The sequence below is a fragment of the Candidatus Brachybacter algidus genome (assembly GCF_016707225.1).
Taxonomy (GTDB): Bacteria; Bacteroidota; Bacteroidia; order Chitinophagales; family Saprospiraceae; genus Parvibacillus; species Parvibacillus algidus.
The window spans coordinates 717,547-742,038 of the sequence record NZ_JADJID010000002.1 but is presented as its reverse complement, the minus strand read 5'-3'; the positions used below and the strand labels follow the sequence as shown (position 1 = coordinate 742,038).

The 24,492-nt window shown below is 35.9% G+C and carries 19 protein-coding genes; 9 read left to right on the top strand and 10 right to left on the bottom strand.

The genetic code is table 11. The features are described from left to right. Positions 1 to 6: 6 nt before the first annotated feature. The 7 genes from IPI15_RS08955 to IPI15_RS08925 form a co-directional block, all read right to left on the bottom strand. The gene (locus IPI15_RS08955; protein ID WP_287401839.1) at positions 7 to 1,428 is read right to left on the bottom strand and encodes a TolC family protein; all 1,422 of its coding nucleotides are present in this window, start codon (positions 1,426 to 1,428) and stop codon (positions 7 to 9) included. A gap of 267 nt (positions 1,429 to 1,695) precedes the next feature. Beyond that, positions 1,696 to 3,072 carry an NADH-quinone oxidoreductase subunit N gene (locus tag IPI15_RS08950; protein WP_287419930.1) on the bottom strand — a complete coding sequence of 459 codons (1,377 nt, stop codon included), beginning with the start codon at positions 3,070 to 3,072 and terminating at the stop codon, positions 1,696 to 1,698. A gap of 167 nt (positions 3,073 to 3,239) precedes the next feature. Beyond that, a complete protein-coding gene (locus IPI15_RS08945) occupies positions 3,240 to 4,067 on the bottom strand; it encodes a choice-of-anchor V domain-containing protein (protein WP_287404267.1) in 828 nt (275 codons plus the stop codon). A gap of 197 nt (positions 4,068 to 4,264) precedes the next feature. Beyond that, positions 4,265 to 4,813 carry a 1-acyl-sn-glycerol-3-phosphate acyltransferase gene (locus IPI15_RS08940; RefSeq protein ID WP_287404265.1) on the bottom strand — a complete coding sequence of 183 codons (549 nt, stop codon included), beginning with the start codon at positions 4,811 to 4,813 and terminating at the stop codon, positions 4,265 to 4,267. 580 nt (positions 4,814 to 5,393) lie between these two features. Next, positions 5,394 to 6,248: an Omp28-related outer membrane protein gene (locus tag IPI15_RS08935; RefSeq protein ID WP_287419929.1), complete on the bottom strand. Its 855-nt coding sequence runs from the start codon at positions 6,246 to 6,248 to the stop codon at positions 5,394 to 5,396. A 21-nt stretch (positions 6,249 to 6,269) separates the two neighbouring features. Next, positions 6,270 to 6,800, bottom strand: a complete 531-nt coding sequence (locus IPI15_RS08930; protein WP_287419927.1) for a DUF6029 family protein — start codon at positions 6,798 to 6,800, stop codon at positions 6,270 to 6,272. A gap of 34 nt (positions 6,801 to 6,834) precedes the next feature. Beyond that, a complete protein-coding gene (locus IPI15_RS08925) occupies positions 6,835 to 7,920 on the bottom strand; it encodes a DUF6029 family protein (protein WP_287419925.1) in 1,086 nt (361 codons plus the stop codon). Between the two features lie 254 nt (positions 7,921 to 8,174). Between IPI15_RS08925 and IPI15_RS08920 the strand changes: the two genes are divergently transcribed. From IPI15_RS08920 to IPI15_RS08880, 9 genes are all read left to right on the top strand, one after another. Then, positions 8,175 to 8,681, top strand: coding sequence for a TlpA family protein disulfide reductase (locus IPI15_RS08920; RefSeq protein WP_287401832.1), 507 nt, complete (start codon positions 8,175 to 8,177; stop codon positions 8,679 to 8,681). A gap of 41 nt (positions 8,682 to 8,722) precedes the next feature. Next, on the top strand, positions 8,723 to 9,286 hold the full coding sequence (locus IPI15_RS08915) for a tetratricopeptide repeat protein (RefSeq protein WP_287401831.1): 564 nt from the start codon (positions 8,723 to 8,725) through the stop codon (positions 9,284 to 9,286). Positions 9,287 to 9,317: 31 nt separating this feature from the next. Then, positions 9,318 to 10,490, top strand: coding sequence for a thioredoxin family protein (locus IPI15_RS08910; protein ID WP_287401830.1), 1,173 nt, complete (start codon positions 9,318 to 9,320; stop codon positions 10,488 to 10,490). A 28-nt stretch (positions 10,491 to 10,518) separates the two neighbouring features. Further along, a complete protein-coding gene (locus IPI15_RS08905) occupies positions 10,519 to 11,664 on the top strand; it encodes a thioredoxin family protein (protein WP_287401829.1) in 1,146 nt (381 codons plus the stop codon). Positions 11,665 to 11,953: 289 nt separating this feature from the next. Beyond that, positions 11,954 to 12,571 carry an HAD family hydrolase gene (locus IPI15_RS08900; protein WP_287401828.1) on the top strand — a complete coding sequence of 206 codons (618 nt, stop codon included), beginning with the start codon at positions 11,954 to 11,956 and terminating at the stop codon, positions 12,569 to 12,571. Positions 12,572 to 13,282: 711 nt separating this feature from the next. Then, positions 13,283 to 13,630, top strand: a complete 348-nt coding sequence (locus tag IPI15_RS08895; RefSeq protein ID WP_287404269.1) for a transposase — start codon at positions 13,283 to 13,285, stop codon at positions 13,628 to 13,630. A 5-nt stretch (positions 13,631 to 13,635) separates the two neighbouring features. Beyond that, positions 13,636 to 14,559 carry a DDE-type integrase/transposase/recombinase gene (locus IPI15_RS08890; RefSeq protein WP_287401826.1) on the top strand — a complete coding sequence of 308 codons (924 nt, stop codon included), beginning with the start codon at positions 13,636 to 13,638 and terminating at the stop codon, positions 14,557 to 14,559. A 584-nt stretch (positions 14,560 to 15,143) separates the two neighbouring features. Next, positions 15,144 to 17,570, top strand: coding sequence for a TonB-dependent receptor domain-containing protein (locus IPI15_RS08885; RefSeq protein ID WP_287419923.1), 2,427 nt, complete (start codon positions 15,144 to 15,146; stop codon positions 17,568 to 17,570). Between the two features lie 881 nt (positions 17,571 to 18,451). Beyond that, positions 18,452 to 20,740 carry a GH92 family glycosyl hydrolase gene (locus IPI15_RS08880; protein ID WP_287401824.1) on the top strand — a complete coding sequence of 763 codons (2,289 nt, stop codon included), beginning with the start codon at positions 18,452 to 18,454 and terminating at the stop codon, positions 20,738 to 20,740. 917 nt (positions 20,741 to 21,657) lie between these two features. Here the strand turns inward: IPI15_RS08880 and IPI15_RS08875 are convergent. From IPI15_RS08875 to IPI15_RS08865, 3 genes are all read right to left on the bottom strand, one after another. Next, positions 21,658 to 21,993, bottom strand: a complete 336-nt coding sequence (locus tag IPI15_RS08875) for a DUF5615 family PIN-like protein (RefSeq protein ID WP_287401823.1) — start codon at positions 21,991 to 21,993, stop codon at positions 21,658 to 21,660. Continuing rightward, a complete protein-coding gene (locus IPI15_RS08870) occupies positions 21,990 to 22,220 on the bottom strand; it encodes a DUF433 domain-containing protein (RefSeq protein ID WP_287401822.1) in 231 nt (76 codons plus the stop codon). The genes IPI15_RS08875 and IPI15_RS08870 overlap by 4 nt, the downstream gene beginning before the upstream one ends. Positions 22,221 to 22,591: 371 nt before the next feature. Beyond that, on the bottom strand, positions 22,592 to 24,130 hold the full coding sequence (locus tag IPI15_RS08865; protein ID WP_287419921.1) for a hypothetical protein: 1,539 nt from the start codon (positions 24,128 to 24,130) through the stop codon (positions 22,592 to 22,594). Positions 24,131 to 24,492 lie beyond the last annotated feature (362 nt).

Sequence of the window (24,492 nt, the reverse complement as noted above, 5' to 3'; positions counted from 1 at the left end):
TATTCTTTAGTTAAATGTAATTTGTTTTCCAGCATAATAATCCAATACTTTCATCTTGAAGGTATAGTCATATTTATTAATAATAATGCTGCGCTCAGCATTGTCCAGATTATTCTTAGCGGATATTAATTCGAATGAATTGGCTGTACCGATTTCAAATCTTTTCTGGGCGTCATTGTATGCACCTTCCAATGCTTCCTGGCTGCGAATAGATGCGTCCAACGTTCTTCTTGCTGCACGTGCATCCGTTAAGGATTTCATTATATCACTTCTGAGTTTCTGACGAGCCTGTGTATCCTGAATTCGTATGGATTCGGTATTTAATTTTGCATTTTGTATAGCTGAACGTGCAGCATTTTTATTGTAAATAGGTATCTGTAATCCAACTCCAATACCATATCCAAAGTTTTGATTTAACTGAGAAAAGTAGGGGTTATTCCCTGTGATAGGAACATCGTTGATAATTGCAAAATCTACAAATTCATTATTAAATTTAACCTTTACAGGTTGTTCTACTGTACTAAAACTAAGGATTCGTTGATTAAGAGAGGAATAATTAGTTCCGGCAGATGCTTGTGCACCAAGACTAGGGAGTCCTTGTGATTTTGCAATTTTTTCTCCCAATAAAGCACTGTTGATCTGACTTGAAAATGATTGAAATTGTGGTTGTGTCTTCAATGAATTGGCGACTAGCAGTTCATAATCGATCATATCCGGATTCTCCACAGGAATAGGCACAGCAGGCGCTATTACATCGATATTAACACTTGCATCTACAAACATTAGTTGCTTCAGATTTAATAATCCATTCGCAATATCATTTTCAGCAGTTATAATTTGGGTTTCATTCTGAGCTTGTTGAGCAAGTATGTCAAGGCGTGAATTTTTATTTTTCGAACCTGCATTAATCATTTTATCTGTCACCCGAAGTTGTTCAGTAATTTGATCCATACTCTTTTTCGCTACTTCGAGGTTTTCCTTTGAGACCAACAAAATAAGATATGCCTGGGCCACACTAAGTGAGATATCGTAGACTAATTGTTCTTTGTCAGCTTCAGAAGCGTTGAGGTTAGATTGACTTTGTTTGATCGTATTATTGATCCTATTAAAGTTAAACAGCGTAACACTTGACTGTAGATTATATGATTGATTTCCGAAATTCTGATTGTTAAAACTATTGGTAGTCGGATCTATCTGTCGTCCAAAACTCTCATAAAAGGAAGTTGAACCATTAAGATCAGGAAATCTTCCCGCCTTAGCCGTGGTATAACTAATAGCATCCCTTCGAATCATCAGATCAGACTGCTTTAGCTGGAGATTATTCTGCACTGCTTCATTAATACACCGATCCAATGTCCATACTTCTTGAGCAATGGCCTGATTCGGAATAACGAAAGGGATCAAAAGAAATATCAACAATTTGTACATCTGATTCAATATTTTCGTAATGATACTATTGATATTCTAAGTAGTAAAATTAATTCTACAAACTAAGGCAATAGCTAGATAAATGACAGGCTTTAGGCTTTAGGCTTTAGGCTTTAGGCTTTAGGCTTTAGGCTTTAGGCTTTAGGCTTTAGGCAAAATTCGTAATTGTGAATGAAAGTTCCCGGTAAAGTATAAAAATAATCATGCATCGCCGATTCAATCTCAATCATGCTTAATTCAACATTTAACCTTCAATATTCAACATTTCTATCCTACTAGACCTTGCAACCAACCCGGAAATATTACCATAATGACGAGCAGACAGAGTGAAAGCACAATAGAAGTCTTTATCAAGCCAGGTAAAAGGACTTCATTGTCTACATCTTCTTCTTTCGTAAAGTACATAGCTGTGATAGGTTTGAAGTAATATGCTATACTTATGGCAGAATTGATGACAGCTACTATCACCATGACAGGATTGGCCTCTAAAGCTTTGGTAAACAAGAAATATTTGCCAAAAAATCCTGCTAAAGGAGGTATACCTGCCATTGAAAGCAAGGCTACCGTCATTGCAAATGCCAACAATGGTTTTCGTTTAGCTAAGCCATTAAACACAGAAATGTTCTCAGAAGCTTTTTGTTCGCTTATCAACATAAAAATTGTAAAAGCTACTATGGTTGCTATGGAATACGCTGTTAAATAATAAAATACACTGCTCACACTATTGTATTGGAGGGAGACTACACCTAATAAAAGGTAGCCCGCATGAGAGATAGAAGAGTAAGCCAATAACCTTTTGAAATTGCTCTGCATAAGTGCTCCAAAATTGCCTACAGTCATAGTGAGGCAAGCGATTGCTCCCAGCATCGTCATCCATTCTCCGGCAACACCAACAAACGATATACTAAATATTCTTACCAATGCTCCAAATCCTGCAATTTTGACAACAGATGCCATGAAGGCAGTGATGATCGTAGGGCTTCCCTGATACACATCAGGACTCCAAAAATGAAAAGGAGCAGCTGAAATTTTGAAACACAGTCCGATAGTTAACAACATGAATCCAATATATCCATATCCTGAGAGGCCTCCGGAAGTCAACTTTTCACCCATAGCCACGACGTCAAATGTACCTGTAGCGCCATACAATAAAGCCATACCCATCAATAAAATACCTGTGGCAAATGCGCCCATCAAAAAATATTTTAAAGAGGCTTCATTTGATCCCAGGTCGTTTCTTCTGCTTCCGGCTAATACATATAATGGAATAGAGAGTATTTCGATTCCGAGGAATAACATTACCATATTTTGAAAAGAGACCATACAAATCCCCCCACACAAAGAGAATAGGATCAAGCCGTAATTGTCGCCAAGTGTCTCCCCAAGTTGCCTGAATCCATATCCTGAAGCTAAAAATACAAGAAAGGTCGCCAGGCACATTAAAGCTGTAAAGGCCAATGCGTAATGATCAAAGATCAACATATGCCGTAGGTCAAAGACTTCACTGTTTAATGCCACTAAAGACAGTACAAGTCCGCCAAGTGCGGTAACTAAACCAATTCCCTGAAGTATGGATCTTTTTGCAAATAATCCTGCAAATAAAACGACCAAGGCTCCGGTAAAAATCACTATTAATGCACCCATATTTTCTTAAATCTGTAGTATATCGCTTTTCTGCAATAGAGCACAATATTAATAAATATAAGGAATATGAGGAGGGTTTGAGGATCATAAATTCATAGTTACTAACAAAAAAAGAGATAGTTACAACGAACTATCTCTTTTCAAAATTTCTTATAGGCGATTTGCGACTATATTTTTATAAAACTATTCTTCGCTATAGTTTCACCATGTGCTGTTTTTGCCATTAAAATATAGTACCCCGGAGAAAATTTACTTACATCAAAACTTCCGTTTGCTGCGCTACTCAGAGGTACTTCAATAATTGTCCCGTCTAGGCGGTATATCGTGTAATTTAAGTCAGACCTTCCGCTGGGTGCGTTCCATCTTAATTCATTGGAAACCGGATTAGGAAATAAGAATAGCTTCGACAGCGTGATAGAGCCGGATGAGGCAGATTGTTCTGTTATAAATAAAGGATCCGCTGCTTTGATTACATCACCGGAAGTGCTGGAATTTGTATTATTGGCATTCCCGACACCATAAAAAGCGACATTACCACTTCCACCAGCGGGAGATGTCCAATCGACGGTAAATGTAGAGTTGAAAGATGGTTTTTTGTGTTCAAAATAACTTCTGCCATTTTTTGAGGTAACCTGTGCATCTGTTGTTGGATTTGCCATCGTACCTGCATTGGTATTAGCTCCATCCACAATACTAACTAATTGGAAGCCATATCCTTTTGGATTGGATCCGCTAATGGTAGTAAAACTAAAACTAAGTTTGTACAGCGTAGATGGTTTGTACTTATCCACCACATTTCCCTCCTCATCTTTAAGAGTGATAGCTGTAGAAACATTGTAGGCGCCCCCGGAATGGCATTCCGAGCAGTTGTAAGACTTATCTCCCGGAGCTCCGGTATTCCCTTCGCCTCCTTGTTTTGCCCGGCCTCCCATATTGCTCATACTGAGCATGGCGATTAAGCCGATAGTAAGGACTCCGATTGTAGATTTAAACATTGATTGACTATTTTAATGTTGTGAAATAAATTAAATGAATGGAAATAAACCATTTCATTCTTGGATAAGATGCTCTGCAAAGTCAATTCGCTGCATATAATTTAAAATAAATAAAATTAGAAATCCTTCAAATAAATCCAAAAAGATGACTTTATAATCACATAAAAGAGCAAAAAACGCTGTAAATCACAAATTTATCATTGAAAATCAAAGCCCAAATTTTTATTTTTGCCAGTTACACCATGATAGAATTGCTTCATAAGAACATACAATTCATCATACGTTATATTTGGAGAGATTGGTTCGCCAATTTTTACAATTTTTTTACCATAATCGAAGGCTACCAAAATAATGGGTACTTGCGCTTTCTGAGCTATATAATAAAAACCGGACTTAAGCTTTTCTACTTTTCCTCGTGTTCCTTCAGGAGCGATAGAGAGTCGAAAATCAGGATTATTACGAAATACCTCAGCAACGGCATCAACATAATTATTACTCTTGCGTCGATCTACCGGATATCCACCCATCCATCTGAGGATTGCCCCAAATGGCCATCTGAAGAGGGTATCTTTTCCTACAAAATTAATGTGCCATGAAAGCGCACTTCTGGTCAACAATCCCAGTGGAAAATCCCAATTGGATGTATGAGGGATTACGATCAATATATATTGTCGGAGTAATAAAGGGTTCCAACCCTGTATCTTCCAACCCAAAATTTTCAAAATCCAAGCACTTAGACGACCCATTCTTTTTATTTATTCGAAATACGAATACTTAATTGACAACTATTTCGCAGTATAACTCAATTTGAACTCTTTTCTGAACAAATTCTTTTGTCCCAACAAGAATATCTATTCATTATTACTCTTCAAATATAGACAAAGAGCTCCACTATCCATGTGATTACTTTCGCAAAACATACAGTAAAACTACTAATTTTCAATATGGCTGAAAAGGATGAGATATTCTTGAATATATGATGTCATCTTTGTAACATATCGAAACGGAAAATAAAACACCAGTTTTTTAAAAGATAAAAGATTGTTTTATTATTCGATGTCAACTACGGAAAGGGTGATGCTTAATAAATTTTTAGAAGGGAAATATTTGAAGAAATATTTCCCTTTTTTTATGCTCTTAAGTAAGACTGATATCATAAAGTGCAATATCCAGTTATCAAGGCAGATCCACCCCAATGATTCCAAACTACATCAATTGCTGGACAGAACCATCGGAGCCTCATTCTGACTTCTGACTTCTAACTTCTGACTTCTGACTTCTGACTTCTAATTTCAAATACCCTGCAACCTAAAAAAAGTTGAACTATTAATCAATTACATGATGCTCTGCAGCCTGCACGATAGCACCAACTGAATAAGTCTTCTGTGAAAGATCAGAAATGAATGCGACCACCTGACAATTCTTAGCAACCCACCATCCATTCTCTGGAGGCAGGGTAAATTCATATGTTCTTTTAATCTGAGACCCAGGAGTAAGTGTCAAACCGATAGGATCACCTGCCAATTCAGTCAGCATCTGTCTAAATACATGATTGTGTTGATATTCCTTGACAAAAATAATATTATCTTCCTGAGAATCAAGGATATCCGATTCGGTCACAAGTGCATGTATTCTGAACTCTCCGGAAGTTTGAACTACCGGATCTATGGTAATATTTGCTATTAGCTTTCTTGTATTGAAATCATAAGTATTATTGATCGTGATCTTTGCTTTAGGTATAGATCGCAGCTCATTTTCAATATTTCCCAGCACTGCAGTGCTCGTAAGAATATAATCTTCCAATGGATTATAGATCTTTCTGTCCAAACTTACAGCAGGTTTACCCAAATAGAATCCCATTTGCCCTTCAAGAGCTTCTCCATCCGTAGTTCTGAAATCATATTTACTTTTGTACTCAGCAGGTTCTGTGATCGGGGATCCAAGAAACTCTGTATGATAAGCAACAGCCACAACATTCTTGGGATATCTACCCATTAAAGAAGTGATTTCTCTAGCAGCATTTGGACAATTTGGACACTTTACTCCAGTAAAATCCTCAATTAGAACAACTCTGTCTGAAATAATTTCACCCGCCTTTGGCACTATTATTTCTGTCTCTGAGCAACCATTAAATAGAACGGCAATGAAAAGGAAGCATGAAAGTCTAAAAATATTGATCATCATTATTTAATTATAATAATATTAAAATGAGGTAGATAATGTTGCTCTAACACCGCTGAATGCAGGCTCATATCGGCAAATACCACCTGTACAAACAATTCCTTCCACCTGCTTGATGTAACCCACAGAAAATCTATTAGGTCCACGGTTATAAAAGGCAACGATTGAAGGATAATTATTTGCCTTTTTGGTTTTCTCAGAGTTGAACCCGTAGTTATACATATCAGAGACGACAAAACTCCAGTGAGGAGCTATAGTAAACTCTGCAAGGCCATATACCCAGCTTCCGTAATCCTGATCAGTGAACATGGCTGACCCTTCCAATCGAATAGCTGTCTTCTTATTGAATTTATGAAGATACTCCAAGAAAGGCACATAAGTCTCTACATTCGGAGCATTGACTTTACCTTCATAGACAAACTGGTTATAAACCTGTCTTTGTAACCCAATGATAAAGTTATTATTCTTGTTAGGTTTATAAGTTACTTCACCATAAATCTCTCTATAGAGCTTGACATCTTCCAGCGAGTTAATATGTGAATAATTAACCAAAGCACTCACCTTTTTATTGAACTTATATTGAACATCAAACTTGGAAGGCTACTTCTCCCATGAATTGTGTGGCTGGATTGTATCTCGAAGTAAGTCTGTAGGTATTGACCTTAGACATCGCAGGGATGTAGTTAACAAGTCCTCTATTGAGTAGTAAATTTGGATCTGTTCTAAATGAAAAATTCTCTGTTCTCTTACCTTCCACCGAAATACCCAGTCCATGATCTGCATAGCTAAAACTTGAATAGAATACAGTCCCTGCGTCCTTAATGAATTTACCTGCAGAAGAATCCTGTCCAATATGCTGGAACGCTGTCGGCGACCTCATGATCTCTGCTGTTTTATAAGCACCTTCCACATACCAGCTGATCGGACCATAATTCAAGGTATTATATAATGTCATCGCATAAGTATTCGTCTTGTAAGAGTGAATACTGTCTTTAGGCTCATAATATTTTAATACATTATTAATAGCGTCAGTAGTTGAATTTTCGAGCGTTCTGGCTACAATGCCCACTCCCGGAGAAATAGAAAGTGAAGCCCTACCTGTAGTATCATTAGTAGATAAGTAACCCTCGATGCTTGCTCCTTTAATAATAGCTCCATAACGATCAAATTGAAATTTTTGCTGACCTGTGAATCCTTTGATCTTCCAATCCGGCGCTATTTCATATACTGCCCGCACTCCGAATAGCGCATTGTCTATGGCCAATGGTCTTTCTTCATAAGCACGATATATTATACCTGAGCCGATCTGATCATATATATATCCACCTTTTATGTTCAATTTATCTATCTGCTTGGAGACATACCAGTTTCCGATACCGACCGCCGTGTAAGAACCTCCATTTGGATTAAAAAGATATGAATTATTGAAAACGTCCAGTCTAATGCCCGCATCGAAGCCTTTGACATTATAATTGACATTGAGCCAGGAATCCGCACCGTAAAGCTGAGTCTCATATTGCGGCGTATTTGCAGCATTGATTGACTCATCCTTCATAAAGAAATTCAGGTTAGTCTGGAGACTTCCAGAGATCTTGCCGGCAGTAATGCCCTGACCATCACTTTTGCTCCAAAACAACACCATTAGGAAAAGGGTAAAAACTACTTTTTGCATATAGAGGTTTGCGAATATTTTAAATATTGAGGCAAAAGTATATTTTTATTTTTTGAAATGAGCGATTCAAACAATAAATAATTGGTAAAAAATAAATTAGTTTTGCGGCTTAAAAATCATAATAAGGTATTTTCACTATCATAATGGTTAAAGTCTAGTTAAATAGAGTGATGTTTATTATAAATTGTATTTCCTTTATGTTATAGTGCCTTGCAACTCAATAATTAAATCAAAAATTCTAATAAATCATATTCATGCGAATCCAAAAAATTTTTAACTTATTTTTTATTGCACTTGTAATATTTTATTCTGGTGTTCTATCTGCACAATCAAACCTTCCTACCACTCAAATCAAATCTCTTGATGGTAAAAACGTCACGTTAAAAGATTATATTAAGGACGGCAAAATTACCGTTATCTCTTTTTGGGCGACGTGGTGTGCACCTTGCAAGAAAGAACTGGACGCAATTAATGATTTATATGAAGATTGGCAAAAAACTTATGGTGTAGAATTAATTGCAATATCTACTGATGATTCAAGATCATCCTCCAAGATCAAACCTATGGTAGAACAAAAAGGCTGGGAATATACTATACTGTCAGATCCCAATCAAGAGTTGCAGAAGGCATTTAACTTCCAGGCAGTGCCTCAAACTTTTTTAGTAGATCAAAGTGGGAAAATTGTTTGGACACATTCAGGCTACGTTCCGGGTGATGAAAATGAACTTGAAGAGAAGATCAAAGAGCTTGCCAACAAGTAATACTTTGAAATTGACTATTTTTGCAAAATAAATAGAGGTTCATGATTTACAAATATTTGATAATTACTTTTGCAACGATAGTTTTCTGCTTATCAGCATGTCGTCCGGAACCAAAAGTACCAGATGGAAATAATCTGGGGAGTGAATCCTCATCTGCCGCTCATGAAAGAGTGCAGAAATATATAGATAGTGTATTTCTGACTAACTCTGCCGAGCAAGATTCTTCTTATAGCACAAAACAAATTTATGAAGATGCAAAGCTGATGTCCAATGGAATAAAAGGAGACAGCACCACACCTGAATTACTATTCAAAGCTGGCGCGCTAGTCAAAGGAAGGAAAGATCCAGCTAAAGCTATAGGTATCTGGAGCTTGATTTCTGAAAAATATCCTGACTCAAAATGGGTTGCAGATGCAATGTTTCAGAAAGCCTTTACTTTTGACAATGATCTTCATGACAAACAACTTGCTAAAAAATATTACGAAGATTTTCTAAAAGCCTATCCTAATCATAAATTAGCCGAAGATATAAAACTACTTATACCTACATTGGACAAGACTGATGCACAGCTCATAGAAGAATTTGAAAGAAAAAACAGAAAATAATAATACATCCCTTTTCTTTAAAAATATAATAATGAATTTGAAAATATTTCTTTTGGCTCTGATCACCTTTAGTGGCTTTAACCTTTTTGGTCAAGGTATTGAATTTTTTCATGGGAGTTGGGACGAGGCAAAAGCCATGGCCAAAGAATCTGATAAATTGGTTTTCGTGGATGCTTATACCTCCTGGTGTGGTCCTTGCAAAAGAATGGCAGCAGATATATTTCCACAACCAGAAGTCGGCACCTATTTCAATAAGAATTTTATTAATTTCAAATTGGACATGGAGAAAGGTGAGGGACCTGCCTTCGCAAAGAAATATAGTATTAGAGCATATCCCACTTTCGTATTTATAGATGGTGAAGGCAATTTGGTATTTAATAAGGTTGGAGGATCAGATGCGGCAGGCTTTATCCAAATGGCTACTGCTGCAGTCAACAAATTTGATAGAAGTCCGGTCTATGCTAAAAAGTACGAGGAGGGTGATAAAAGTCCTCAACTTATTTTGGACTACATCAAAGCATTGAATGCTGCAAACAAATCCAGTTTGAAAGTAGCAAATGATTATTTGAATGAGAATAAGACTGGTAGCAGTGATATTCACTATAAAATCATTTATGAAGCAGCAACTTCAAGTGATTCAAAACCTTTCGATCAATTAATAGCAAATGAAAAAAAGATCGTAAAGATTTATTCTCAACAAGATTTTAATAAAAGAAAGTATGCTGCACTTATAGCCAGTGTGCGCAAATCAATTGAATACGAAAGCCCGGACTTGCTTGCTTCTGCACAAGAAACTGCTAAAAAAGTACTTGATAAAGATAATAATAAGATCTTCCAATTGGAATCAACTCTTATTCAAGCTGATGCTGCGAAGGATGGCCCTAAATATGTTTCAATAGCAAGCGAAATAGGAAAAGCACTTAACGAAAAAAGTTTCATCGACATCGATCCTATCATTAAATCTCTAACAACTTTGTATGTTGGTGAAAAAGATATGAAATCAGCAGCTGCTTTATTATATAGCAAACAGGCGGATTTAAGTGACGATCCATCAAAAAGACTTGAATATGCTATTTTTCTGGATTGGTCCAAAGATAAAGACAATGCATTAAAGGAAGCATTAAAGGCTAAATCTGAAGCTGAGAAAAAAAATCAGGACACCACAAAATATGACAACACCATCTTGAGGATCAATTCCAAATAATTATTTTTCAACTTTCAAAACTTACATCATGTCTAAAAAAATACTTTTCATACTACTAACAGTTATGGGCTCATTCACAATGTTTGGGCAAGGCATAGTATTCGAAACAGGCAATTGGGAATCAATTCTTAAAAAAGCTAAAAAAGAGAAAAAGTTGATTTATCTGGATGCTTACACCTCCTGGTGTGGTCCTTGTAAAATGATGAAAAAAAGTATCTTTCCTGATGCTCAGGTTGGTAAATATTTCAATGAAAACTTTGTGAATGCTCAGATAGATATGGAAAAAGGTGAGGGAACCGGACTTGCCAAAACTTACAAAGTCAATGCTTATCCAACTCATTTATTTATAGATGGAAGCGGTAAATTGATCCACCTTAGTCTTGGTTACATGGATGCAGTAGAATTCGTATCCCTGGGCAAACAAGCGAATGATCCCAAACAGCAATATGCCACTCTACAAACTAAATTTGAGGCCGGAGACAGAGATGCAACACTCCTGTCGAATTATCTCAATCTATTGTATCAGACTGGCGATCCAAAAGGAGATGCAGTAGCTCAGGAATATTTCAAAACTCAAAAAGATTTGACCACTGATGAAAATATAAAATGGTTAAATGCTTTTGCCATCAATCCTAATTCGGTGAATCATTCTACTTTACTTGAGAACAAAGAGGCTATTACTGCCAAATTACACAGCGAATTCCTTGGTAATCTTGCATACAATTATTTCAAAAGCGATTATAATAAAAAGCTTGATTTGCCTGCAGCTCAACAACATTTAAGCGCAGTTTATCCTGAAGAGCGCGGTATTCTTTCTTTCTATCTGGCTACATTTTATCACAAGAAAAATAAAGAAACAGAGCAGTATAATCAGGCACTGACCGAATATCTTACTCCTGAAAATGTAGACAAGTTTGACTCTCAGGAATTGAACAGTTTTGCTTGGTATGCTTATGAATCATTTGATGATCCTGCAAAGATCAAACAAGCCATTGTTTGGGCTCAGGCATCTGTAAACAAGCTATCTCAGTATGCCAACAATGATACCTTGGCATGGCTTTATTTCAAAGCTGGAGATAAAGAAAATGCAAGAATAACCGCCGAAAAAGCTATTGCCTTGGGTAAAGCTACCGGCAATGATACAAGCAGTACGGAGGAACTACTGACTAAATAGTATTTGTCGGTTCTATTAATTATATCTTTTGAGCTCGCACTTTCTGTAATGTATATCTATTTGTATAATATTGATTATCATATAGAAAGTTAGAATTTAGAATTTCCTCAAATATGTTGATCTGTGGGACATTACTATCGGAATTTTCCTGCCGTCACTTCTTTAGTCGGGCAAGCCCGCTATCGATGCTATTTGTTGGACACTGGCTTCTGACCACTGACCACTGACCACTTACTACTGACTTCTGACCACTGACCACTGACCACTATCTTTAACTTTAATTCAAATCATGATAAAAACTATAGTATTCGACCTCGGAGGTGTCCTGATCGACTGGAATCCAATGTATGTCTATGAGAACTACTTCGAATCAAAAGAAAGGCAGGATACTTTTTTTAATGAAGTCGCAACATTCGAATGGAATGAAGAGCAGGACGCAGGAAAGCCTCTTGCTCAAGCTACAGAGGAGCGAATCGAACTCTTTCCCGAATGGGATCAAGCCCTCCGCGATTTCTATGGTCGTTGGGAAGAAATGCTTGGCGATAGGATACATGGCACAGTTGAGGTTTTCAGAAAATTAAAAGATCTCGATTTATTCAAGTTATATGCGCTGAGCAATTGGAGCGCAGAGACTTTTCCAATTGCTTTAAATAAATTTGACTTCCTTCATTGGTTCGATGGCCGCCTCATCAGTGGCGAAGAAGGCATGGCCAAACCAAACCCTGATATCTGGCATCTTCTTCGCGACCGCTATGGGCTGGAACCTTCAGAAACTCTTTTTATCGATGATAATAAAAGAAATGCGGATGCGGCAAGATCCCTTGGTTACCATGTAATTCATTTTATCTCACCGGAGCATTTGGAGACATCGTTGAAGGATTATGATGTTAATATAAGCAATGGGTAATGAGTAATACCGGTAATATGTAATCAGCAATACTTCGGAGCGTCATTCTTCTATATAACTAAAACTAAGTTTTTACAGTTGAAGTATTTGACATTAGTTGTTTTGATTTAAACTTTATACTCTCATTTGAGCATTCGCCCAAAAAAGAATTATTAGCCACTAATTGCACGAATGATGCTTTGCATCTAACACGAATTTATTCGTGAAAATTAATGAAATTATCTGCGATGCTGCTTCGCGGTAGTGGCTAAAATATATGGAGTTTTAATGCATTATAAAAATTAGTGTCATCTCCGTTCCCTTTTCATCAAGTTATCTATTTTGATTTTTGGAAGCAAAGAATTCCAGGTTAACTAATTTCTAACTTCTAATTTCTAATTTTCTCATAAGTGATAAATGATAAATTTACAGCGCATTCGATTCGGTGTTTCATTCTCTTAAATAACTAAATTTAATTCGCTGCTAATTAATCAGTTAAGCTATGTGTGTCAATGACACCTCCCCCTACCCCCCTCAAAAAATAGAAATTCGTATATCGACATCCTTTATCATAAATAATCTGCGTCATCTGCGTTCCCTTTTTCCCTAGTTATCTCTTTAATTTTGGAAGCAAAACATTACAGGTAAACTGACTACTGACTGACACTGTGTACTCTCATGAAATACGTTGACAGAAAAGATGTTAGTAACTTTGAATAAAAGTACTAAAAAATGACAATAGAAGAGAGGAGACGTAGAAGATTTAGTGAAGAATTTAGAAAAGAAATCGTTTTCAAAATTGAATCAGGTGCCATTTCTGTCAAAGAAGTAAGTGTACTATATTTTGTCAAAGCTGAAAATGTAAGAAACTGGATACGGAAGTATGGTAAAGAGCCTCTTCCTGTGCAGATTCTTATTCAAAAACCTGCAGAAATCAATCGGGTTTTGGAACTAGAAAAGGAGGCCAAAAAGCTTAAAACCATCATTGGTGAACAGCAGATCAGGATCCTTCATCTTGAAGAGTTAGCAAAGCTTGCAAAGGAAAGGCTTGGAGAAAGGTTCGAAAAAAAAACGAATTGAAAATCATGCAAAATGTGCTAAGCAGATTGTCTGATGCACAGATCCGAGCTGAACAGGTTTACGCCTATTTTGGCAAGAGCCGGCAGGGTTATTTTCAAGCGGTGGCCAGAATGGGTAAGCTGAAGGCTACAATGGAAGTAGTAGAAAGTCAAGTCGATCAATACCGCTCCACAAAGGATGCAAATGCAGGATCCCGTACCTTGTATTATAATCTCAATATTAAAGAGCAATATAATATCGGGGTCAATAAGTTTGAGAAGCTGATGAGCGACTATGGCCTGATACTCCGGCCGGTTTATACAAGAATAGTGACTACCAAAGCCAGCTCAAGAAGTAAAAAATATACTAACCTTGTTGCCGGATTAAAAGTCAATAATATTAATCAGGTTATAGTGGGTGATTTAACTTATGTATATAAAGACGGTCAGAGATATTTTGTATTCAGCCTGTTTGATCTGTATAGTGCAATGATGGTTGGGATATATGGAGGTGAGAGAATGCGGGCTATTGAGGGCATAAGACCTTTAGAGCAGTTGATTAATTTAAGGGGCATTGAGGCAATCAAATATTGCATTCATCATACGGATGGAGGGTCACAATATTTTTCAAACCGTTATATGGACTTGTTGGACTTTGTTAAAATGAGAATAAGTGTATCTGGCAATTGTCTGGACAATGCTTATGCTGAGCAAAGAAACAGCATGATAAAGCATCATTTTCTACCACTCAAAAGAGGACGGAACGAAATAGAATTTAACAAAGGGTTAGCTGAGATACAGTATGAATATAATACAAATAGAAAACAAAACAGGCTGGGATGGAAATCGCCGCTTGAGTTTGAGAATGAGATTAGTGAGCAAAAAATACGAACAGAGATGCAAATATTTAACTATCAAACACATTTAGACAATGGGTTTATAAAGGCATAAAAAGTCCAAAAATGTATATCTTTGGTTTAGCACAAAAAGAAGACCTCCTAAAAAAGATTAGGAGGCCCAATTTATAAGACATTTTTTGTCCTACAAGGTTATTCCTGGTGAGTTGCTCCCCAGCATTGCTCACTTCCGCTTGACCTTGATTATTAAAATTAAATTACTGCCAACTAAATAACAATAAAAGTTATTAACAATCTTTAGGCTTTAGGTAGTAGCTTGTCAACCTATATTATGAGAGGACACTGATTACTGACTACTGACTACTGACTTCTGACCTCTGACTTCTAATTTCTTACTTTTTTTTTACACGATCATTTTAATCTCGAACGATGATATTCTGTCTATTTATTATCCACTTCTTTACCTAATACCAAGAAAATTTTCATCCTCATTTTTACTCCATTCATGCCTTAGAATAAGCCAACTTATCTAATATATCCCAAACAATGTACTATGTCTTACACAGTAGTATTATGTTTGCAGTACTATGTAAATAACAGTAAGTGTATGAAGTGGATGTAACTAATCAACAGCATTACACGCCTAATAAATGATCAAATACATTTAAAACGAATAATATGAAATATCTACTACTACTTTTCATTGCAATGAGCAGCTTTCGTGCGTTCGGGCAATACAGCTTAAATGGCCAAGTGACAGACTCAACTACCTCTGCTCCATTGGACTACATTGAAATAATATTGAAAAGTCCAGACAATGAGTGGAGCAACTTATCGGATGAGCAGGGTAAATATATTTTTGAAAACTTAGCTCCGGGAATGTATCAATTAATAGTCAATTACAATTTTGAACAAGTTTATAATCAGAGTATCGAAATTGAATCAGATCTTGAAAAAAATCTCAAAATAAAGATCAAAGAAATACAATTGAACGAAGTCGTCGTGCGACAGAAAGTTTTTCAAAAGAAATCTGATCGTTTCGTTTATGATGTTTCTATTTCATCAAAGGCCAAAGGAAATAATGCATTTGGCTTATTGCAAGAGACCCCGTTGGTATCAAGTACTGATGGAAAATCTTTAAAAATTCTGGGTAAGTCAAGTGCCATCATCTATATTAATGGTCGAAAAACCAACATGGATGCCGAGGCAATTACGGAATACCTTAAAAATATTCCATCTGAACAGATCCAGCGCATCGAAGTCATCACCACTCCAGGAAGTGAATTTCAGGTGGAAGCCAATGACGGCATCATCAATATCGTCATGAAAAAACAATTGAGTGACGGTTATAATGGTACCTTAAAATTATCAGACAATCAAGGATATTACAACAATCCGGGGGCAGGAGCCAATTTCAACTTTCGAAAAAACAAGTTGGCGATCAATACAGGCATTAATGCAGGTTCTTTTAAAGACCAGGAAAAATATGCACTTTCCAATGGCAATGATGAATTCCGAAATGAAACATTCGGGAGTTCAACTGATCCAAATTTGAATTTTGGAGTTAATATTAGTGCCGATTATTCATTGACGAAAAGGCAATCTCTTGGTATGACATATAATTTCAGGTTCAATAAAAGTTACAATTCCCTTCTCGAAGTCGACAACTATTCCAGTGGAATCCTGGATAACAGAACCACCAATAAGGAAAATGCTCTAACTAGAAATCATTCTGCAAACTTAAATTATGAGATCAAAACCGATTCTCTTGGAAGTAAATTGTCCGCTAATATTTCATTTTTAAAGTATGAACGTAAGATGAACAGTACGAATGAATCCGCGCCTGCAGGCGGGGGAATACCAAGTATTTTTCACCAATCTGTTCCTCAATATATCGACAACGTGGGTGCGCTTCTGGACTATGTCCACAAAACCAAAGGCAAGACCACGTGGATGTTTGGGGGTAGTTATAACAATACGAAGACGGATAATGATACGAAGCAAGATATGATCTCAGAAAATGGCTACGTCAACAATGAAGCACGGTCCAATCACTTTGTCTACGAAGAAAACATCATTGGACTTTATGCCACTGTGGAATTGACCATGAATGAAAAATTCTCAACAAAAGTAGGTACACGATTTGAGAATACAAACAGTGAAGGTAGAGTGTTGGATAAGGCGATCGGATTCAAAAGAAATTACAACAATATATTACCTTATTTAAATGTAAATTATTCTATAAATGAGGACAATAGTCTAACCTATTCATTTTCAAGTAGGGTGCGCAGGCCGACATTCTGGGAATTAAATCCGATAAGACGATATTTTACACCCAATAACTATCTCCAAAATAATCCATTTGTTCTTGCATCAAAAAATTATAATCAGGAGTTGAATTACATGTTCAAAAATGCATATTATGCCATCGTACAATATCAAATAGTCAAAGATGCATCAGGTCAGATTCCGATGCAAGGAATTCAGATCAATAATGCAACAATGGAGGAGACAAGGTTTTTGCGTTATATAAGGACCAATTATGGCAACAAAGAAGAACTTAGTTTGTCTTTAGGCATGAATAAATCCTGGTTTGATGGCATCTGGAGTGCCAATTATATGGCGGCTTTAGAATATGATAGTTTCAAAGGCACTGTCACTAGCGATCCTACATATTTACCGGAAGAAGGAATCACTGAGACATTGTTTCCTTATAGTGTTGACAATGCCAATACCAATCTCTTTCTGCAAATAAATAATAATATCAGACTTACTTCGAAGAAAGACTTATTTCTGGGAATTAATTATTGGTATTTATCTCCGAAACAAATAGAATTGGGCAAGTTGGCAACTTTGCAAAGTCTGGATGTAAATGTCAAAAAGATATGGAAATCCTGGACGTTCATGGTGGAAATTGAGGACATATTAAGGACTAATGTTGAAAAAATAACCGGCGAACAAAGCGATGGATATTATAATAATGTAGAGAATGATGATTTTAACAGGCAGATGAATGTAAGAGTCACCTATAATTTTGGCAATCAGAAATTAAAAAAAGCCAGAGAGATGGATGCTATAAATAGCACGATGAAGGGGAGGCTTTAATTACCCGAGGATTCTATCAACTGCAATAAATATGAATTATTTAATTTAACTAATAAATGCCGGTAGAGAGTGATCTTTTCCGGCATTTTTGAGTGAATATGGTTTTTTGGAATGAGGAATTAAAAGCAAATTATAATCACCCCTTTTTAATAACTAAAGGTTCGGAGTTGTTTATTGCTTTGGTTATCAAAAATATAAATATATAATTTGTGAATATAAATAATTATATCACTGTATATCAACTAGTTAGCATAGTTATTAAAATTTTTATATCTATTTAAATGTTTTTTATTTACTAGGCTCAATGATCGAAGTTTCATCTTCTATAACCAATCGCAACTTCCTGAAAATCATGGTAGTTAATTTATGCTTTTTACGCTTCATTACAACTAAATTAATGCCCTATTTACTAATTTGTTGCCATGTGAAAAATGATATTGATCTGTCAAATTTCCTACCATTTTTAAAACTCTTATTTCTTTAGCCACGACCGCGTAGCAGCATCGCAGATAATTGCACGAATTTACACGAATAAATTCGTGTTAGATGCAAAGCATCATTCGTGGAATTAGTGGCTAATAATATTTATTTTGTGCGCATGCCCAAAAGAGACTCTTATATTTAAGCTGAATAACTAATATTTAAACCTTAGCTTCTCGAAGAGGAATTTGTGTAATAATGCATTTTATATCATAATTGATCATAAAATATCTGCGTCACCTGCTTTTAATTTTTCTTAAGTTATCTTTTTGATTTTGGAAGAAAAGCAATACATGTGACATGAATTTTAAAATGGATATTGTAAGGACAGGTCGCGACCTGTCCCTACAATATCCATTTTAAAATTTTCTTACATCTTTCCTATCTTTACAAAAAAATGTATGCGCTACCTTCTATTCTGTTTCACACTCTTAACCTGCAATAATTTGATCGGCCAGAATTCTGACATGATACCATATGATTATGTCAACCCCTTTATCGGAACACAGCGTATGGGTCACGTATTTCCGGGGGCCACGGTACCTTTTGGTATGGTACAATTAAGTCCCGATACCGATACGTTGCAGTATGCTGTCGATGGCAAATACAATCCTGATGTTTATAAATATTGCGCAGGATATCAATACGATGATAAGACGATAGTTGGTTTTAGTCATACTCACTTCAGTGGCACCGGGCATTCAGATCTGGGTGATTTCCTCATCATGCCGACGCAAGGTGAGTTGCAATTAAATCCCGGCACTGCACAAAACCCTCAAGACGGTTACAGGTCAAGATTTTCCCATGCTAATGAGGTGGCTTCTCCCGGGTATTATAAAGTGAAACTGGACGATGATGACATAGTGGCTGAGATGACCGCTTCACCGCGAGTAGGTGTGCATAAATACACCTTCAATCAGGCAGGAAAGTCTCACATCATTCTGGATCTGATGCATGGCATATACAATTATGAGGGCAAAAATGTGTGGACCTTCGTTCAAGTCATTGATGAATATACGGTGGTAGGATATCGACAAACTAATGGTTGGGCACGATCCAGGACGGTGAATTTTGCAATGAGATTTTCTAAACCATTTGCTAATTATGGTTGTAGAAAATACGATAAAAGTGATGTTTACAGAGGTTTTTGGGGGAAATTTGACCAACAAAATAACTTCCCGGAACAAGCAGGCAAACAACTCCGTATGTATTTCGACTTTGACATGGCAGCAGGTGAGTCCATAGAAGTACAAATGGCACTATCGTCAGTAAGCCCTGCAGGCGCATTGGCAAACTTAGGAGCAGAAACCAGTGGTAAAAGTTTTGAAGAAGTTCGTTCTAATGCCAGAAAATTATGGGAAAAAGAATTTGCCAAAGTAGAAATGAAAGGTGCCAAAGATGATATGGTCAATTTTTATACAGCGCTTTACCACTCTTTACTCACTCCTATTATATACCAGGATGTAGATGGAAAATATAAAGGTATCGATCAGAACATCCATGATGCCAAAAATTTTAAGAACTATACCATATTTTCCCTTTGGGATACCTACCGCGCACTCCACCCTCTTTTCAATATCATACAGCCGCAGCGCAACAATGACATGATCCAGTCTATGATGGCTCATTATTCACAAAGTGCCATGCACATGTTGCCGGTATGGAGTCACTATGCCAATGAAAATTGGTGTATGATCGGCTATCACAGTGTATCCGTCATCGCTGATGCTATCATGAAAGAGACCTACAAAGGAGATCCAAATGTAGCACTTATGGCATGTGTGACCACAGCAAGAAATAGAAAGTTTGATGGTCTTGGCTATTATATCGACATGAATTACATACCGGAGGACAAGTCCGGGGCCTCTGTTTCCAAAGTGCTTGAATTTGCATATGATGACTGGTGTATTCACGAGATGGCAAAAAAATTAGGCAGATATGATATCTTAAAAGAATTCTCTGCAAGAATAAATAATTACAAAAATGTCTTTGATCCCTCTGTTGGGTTTATGAGGCCTAAACTAGCTGATGGAACTTTTAAAAAAGAATTCGACCCATTGGACACGGATGGTCAGGGATTCATAGAGGGCAACTCATGGAATTACAGTTTGTATGTTCCTCAGGATGTTCCAGGCTTAATGGGTCTTTTAGGTGGAAAGCAAAAATTTGAAAAGTATCTGGACGATTTGTTTAACAAAGAATTACCGGATAAGTATTTCGCTCAAACAGAAGACATAACACGAGATGGCATCATAGGAAATTATGTACATGGCAATGAGCCTTCTCATCACGTTGCTTATCTATACAATTGGACAGACAGTCCCTGGAAAACACAGGAGAAAGTCCGCATGATCATCAAGAATCAATATAAAAATGGTCCTGATGGTCTAAGTGGAAATGATGACTGTGGTCAGATGAGCGCCTGGTATTTATTTTCTGCGATGGGATTCTATCCTGTTTGCCCCGGTTCAGACGAGTATCAATTAGGAAGTCCATTGGTAGAAAGTGTAGATATCAAACTTGAAAATGGTAAAACATTCTCCATTAGGGTTAAAAATCAAAGTCCAAAAAATGTCTATGTCAAAAGTATTACATGGCAGGGATACCCATGGAAGGAAAAATACATCAGACACAGTATGATATTGCAAGGTGGGGAATTGGTGTTTGAGATGGCAGCGAAGCATAATTAGAAGTCAGTGGTCAGTGGTCAGTGGTCAGTGGTCAGTAGTCAGTTGTCAGTTGTCAGAGGTCAGAAGTCAGAAATCAGAAATTTGAAGTCAGTTAACCTGTATTGCTTTGCTACCAAAATCAAAATTATAACTTGATAAGGTAAAATGTGATATGTAAAATGTCGATTAGCACAATATCCCCTTTTGTAATAGGGGGTTTATACATAATTATTTTTTCAATAAAAGGCTTAATTAGAATATTAATATAATTGTTTGTTATTGAGTTGCTGATAAGCAAAATTAAATTTGCAGTCACCCGAACGCTCACAGTCCCGAGAGGAACGATTCGGGATAGGTTAACCTACGCTCAGCACTTCATAGCGAATGATGTACAAAATTTAAAGTAAAAACTTAGATCGTGAGGCTCGGCGTAGGTTAACCTACGTCGGGGTGTCGCCAAAGTTTACTTTGAAATAAACAAAAAAGATGTGTATAAACCTTAGCTTCTGGAAGAGGAGGTCAAGGGGCAGTCTTTGATGTTCATACTTTTTATTATTTACATATAATTTATTAACAATGTTTTGCAATTAGTTAAATAGGAGAAATCAGAAGTCAGAATCCGAAGATAATTATTGGAGATTATATTTTAATAAGATTGATCAAATCCTTTGCTGAATGGAGGAATTGAGTTTTAGGGTTAAAAAACATACGAAATGAAAGTCACGAGTTGCAAACAGTGGCGAGTGGGAATAATTTAAATTCTAAATCATGCTTGCCTGCCCTTAAAGGCTGGGATTAAGCGGATTAAAGGATTTCACCATGGGTAGTTAAAGAATCCGTGTAATTAGTGTAATCGGATTGATCAGTGATTCAGATTGAATTAGTTAATTTGAATAGTTTAAGTGCGTTGAAATGCCGGCATCCTGAGATTTATTATACTAATAAATCTCTAATACTCCAAATGCGATATGGCTCTCAAAATTCCTTATGTCCTCTTTTTTGTGTCTGATTAATTCTGAAATATACTTAGATGATTGGTTTCCGGTACGGATAATTATACATTTGGGTGGAAAACCATAAAGATTAGATAGTCTGATGAAGTCAAGGTCGTTTGTAAGAATTGTGTATTGATTTTCAAAAGCAAAATTCCATATTTCTAAGTCAGATGCGGGTACTTTCAATTCACAGGAATCTACATGAGTACATATTTCAAAAAAATCCTTTAAAGCCTCTTTTAATCTCCATGAAATATTCGCATCAATTAAAATTTTCATACTACTTTCAACAATCTAAGCGATTGTTCCCGATTGGCAGCAAAAGCTAATGCTGCAAGAACATGTTCTCTTTTTATGTAGGGAAAGTCACTTTCAATTTCTTCAATCGTCATACCGGAAGATAACCAAGACAGAATATCATCCACCGTGATCCTTGTTCCAATGATCACCGGTTTACCAAATCTAATGGATGCATCTATGTGTATATAATTGTTCAACTTTTCCATTAGACAAATATAATCATTTTATGTTTAAACACAGTAGTGGGTGATAAGTTTCCAATAACCAGTGCCCAACTTTAGATTCTCGATTACTTTGGGACAAAGGTGCCCTAAGATATTCCAAGTTCATCGGAATCACGCTTGAATTTCATTGTGGACAGGCCAGCGTGATTCATCCAAAAAGCAATTGCTCAGTAAAAATTCATGAAATTTGGAACAATATGTTGTAGCAGAAAACAATTGGGATTAATACTTTTACAGAAGGCTACCACTCATGGACTGGCACCAACTGTAAAGTATGAATAGAATATCTATGTATTTTACTTACTAACGAATCAGCAATACTTTTAAATGAACAATAGCACAATCAATTTTTATCACATTTTGGTAAAGTTTGATTTAAATATTTTATTGTTCTTTTTATCCAAAAATATGGCGAAGTATATGCCGGAAGGTAAGGCGGAGCAATCCAAATAAGCTTGACTAATAGGTTGTTGCAATTTTTGATTTCCAAAATTATCATATACAATTATATCATATCCAACTAAGGATTCATCCAATGTTAATTGATTAGAAATAAGGTTAGGTGAAATGAGAATTCTATTAGTAATTGGTTCAACTGTTGCATTTGTTGAAGTTTCTTCCAATGCTATCAAACGTCTATCACCACTAATTGAAGAGGTAAAATATAATTTATTTCCGGATTTAAATAACTTCTCGTAAGTAGTAAAACTTGAACCATTATATTTTACCTGGCTTGAATTTCCATCTTTATCTTCCCGATAAACTGAAAAATCATCTGCTACATAATATAATGTTTCCTCCAAGAAATTAAACTCTTTAATATTTTCGCTATGTGCTTGAACAGTGCCACTCTTTGTGCCATCCGTTTTATAAAGAGTATTCTCACTGATGAAATAACATTCATTATTTACAACTTCAAAATTATATGATAGAAATTTCAAAACAGTGCCCGGCAGGAGTTCTCCGGTTCCTTGTGGTGTGCCATCCGAGCCATACAACCTAACGCTAACAATGCCTCCATCAGGAACATGTTCAAAAAAGATAAAACGGTCACCTACATTTCCAATTTTAAATAAATTGTAAAAATCACTAAATGAATTATAATGCAAATCTACCAATTTACCGGTGCCATTCTCCGTGCCATCAGTAAAATATATTGAACCCGGTTCATCTGTCGTAAAATAGAGTGAAAAATATAATTTATCTTTAAATTCAAACCAATGAATAGTTTGATCTGATATACCATTAAATGGCTTTAATTTTTTTATGAGTTTTATAGACGCAGCAGTTCCAGTACATTCAAATAAGCCGTAGTTTCCATCATCATTATCTGCAAGTAAATAAATTTTATCTTTAAAAACCTTTACACCTTTTGCTTCATAAAACCCTAATTTGGAAACTAGTTCTATTTCTTTATTAACCAAGCTAATACGATATAAACTTGACTTTACTGTGTAATAGAAATAGCCATTATAATAGTCAATATCGTTAATAAAAGTATTACTGGGCAAATCAATGATTGTAAATAATTCAAGATCTAAAGTCTGTTTACTTAGTCTATAAATTTTCGAACCTGTGTTAATTCTTTGCTTATAGTATATATACCCATCTCCAACATCGTAATTCCCTTTTAGATCGGAATTATAGTTTACACCCGGATTCTCTGTCGTTTCTTTCGTGTTTTCTATTGTTCCATCGGAAGTACAGTAAGTGTCTTCTATTTCAAACTTTTTGCGAAAACTGAACAAAATACCACCATCGAAGCTGTGGCGAAATTCAGTATCTAAATCTGTATTGTCTGATTCCAAATCATTCATTACAGTTAATTTCTGACCATTTGTGATAAATGTAGAAAATAGCGATACGACAACAAAAAGTAATAATTTTTTCATAATATTAATTTTAAAGTTTATAATTTGATTATATGATTGAGCGCTTATGATTGAATCATAAGTTCGGAAGAAAAATAGCACTGGCGTTATTAGATGGTGAAATAAAACCCTCTTAAAAATTACTCAAACTAAGCTGATAACTTAAAGCTTAACTAAATATTTGATTGAAAAAATATAAATTGTTTCATAATTAATTGTTTACAGATGAATAAAAATATAAGGAATAAGTGACTAGCCTAAATAGAATTTAAAGATAAAAAAAATATTTTGTAATTTATAATTATTAACAAAAATAATATTTTTATTTAAAATTGAATTAGCGAGTTGATTTTGTTTTGGGAAATAGGGATAATTGTGCTGAT

Bases quoted from the DNA above. Each gene is read 5' to 3' on its own strand.
- IPI15_RS08955 (WP_287401839.1), bottom strand. From the start codon at position 1,428: ATGTACAAATTGTTGATATTTCTTTTGATCCCTTTCGTTATTCCGAAT.
- IPI15_RS08950 (WP_287419930.1), bottom strand. From the start codon at position 3,072: ATGGGTGCATTAATAGTGATTTTTACCGGAGCCTTGGTCGTTTTATTT.
- IPI15_RS08945 (WP_287404267.1), bottom strand. From the start codon at position 4,067: ATGTTTAAATCTACAATCGGAGTCCTTACTATCGGCTTAATCGCCATG.
- IPI15_RS08940 (WP_287404265.1), bottom strand. From the start codon at position 4,813: ATGGGTCGTCTAAGTGCTTGGATTTTGAAAATTTTGGGTTGGAAGATA.
- IPI15_RS08935 (WP_287419929.1), bottom strand. From the start codon at position 6,248: ATGATCAATATTTTTAGACTTTCATGCTTCCTTTTCATTGCCGTTCTA.
- IPI15_RS08925 (WP_287419925.1), bottom strand. From the start codon at position 7,920: ATGCAAAAAGTAGTTTTTACCCTTTTCCTAATGGTGTTGTTTTGGAGC.
- IPI15_RS08920 (WP_287401832.1), top strand. From the start codon at position 8,175: ATGCGAATCCAAAAAATTTTTAACTTATTTTTTATTGCACTTGTAATA.
- IPI15_RS08915 (WP_287401831.1), top strand. From the start codon at position 8,723: ATGATTTACAAATATTTGATAATTACTTTTGCAACGATAGTTTTCTGC.
- IPI15_RS08910 (WP_287401830.1), top strand. From the start codon at position 9,318: ATGAATTTGAAAATATTTCTTTTGGCTCTGATCACCTTTAGTGGCTTT.
- IPI15_RS08905 (WP_287401829.1), top strand. From the start codon at position 10,519: ATGTCTAAAAAAATACTTTTCATACTACTAACAGTTATGGGCTCATTC.
- IPI15_RS08900 (WP_287401828.1), top strand. From the start codon at position 11,954: ATGATAAAAACTATAGTATTCGACCTCGGAGGTGTCCTGATCGACTGG.
- IPI15_RS08895 (WP_287404269.1), top strand. From the start codon at position 13,283: ATGACAATAGAAGAGAGGAGACGTAGAAGATTTAGTGAAGAATTTAGA.
- IPI15_RS08890 (WP_287401826.1), top strand. From the start codon at position 13,636: ATGCAAAATGTGCTAAGCAGATTGTCTGATGCACAGATCCGAGCTGAA.
- IPI15_RS08885 (WP_287419923.1), top strand. From the start codon at position 15,144: ATGAAATATCTACTACTACTTTTCATTGCAATGAGCAGCTTTCGTGCG.
- IPI15_RS08880 (WP_287401824.1), top strand. From the start codon at position 18,452: ATGCGCTACCTTCTATTCTGTTTCACACTCTTAACCTGCAATAATTTG.
- IPI15_RS08875 (WP_287401823.1), bottom strand. From the start codon at position 21,993: ATGAAAATTTTAATTGATGCGAATATTTCATGGAGATTAAAAGAGGCT.
- IPI15_RS08870 (WP_287401822.1), bottom strand. From the start codon at position 22,220: ATGGAAAAGTTGAACAATTATATACACATAGATGCATCCATTAGATTT.
- IPI15_RS08865 (WP_287419921.1), bottom strand. From the start codon at position 24,130: ATGAAAAAATTATTACTTTTTGTTGTCGTATCGCTATTTTCTACATTT.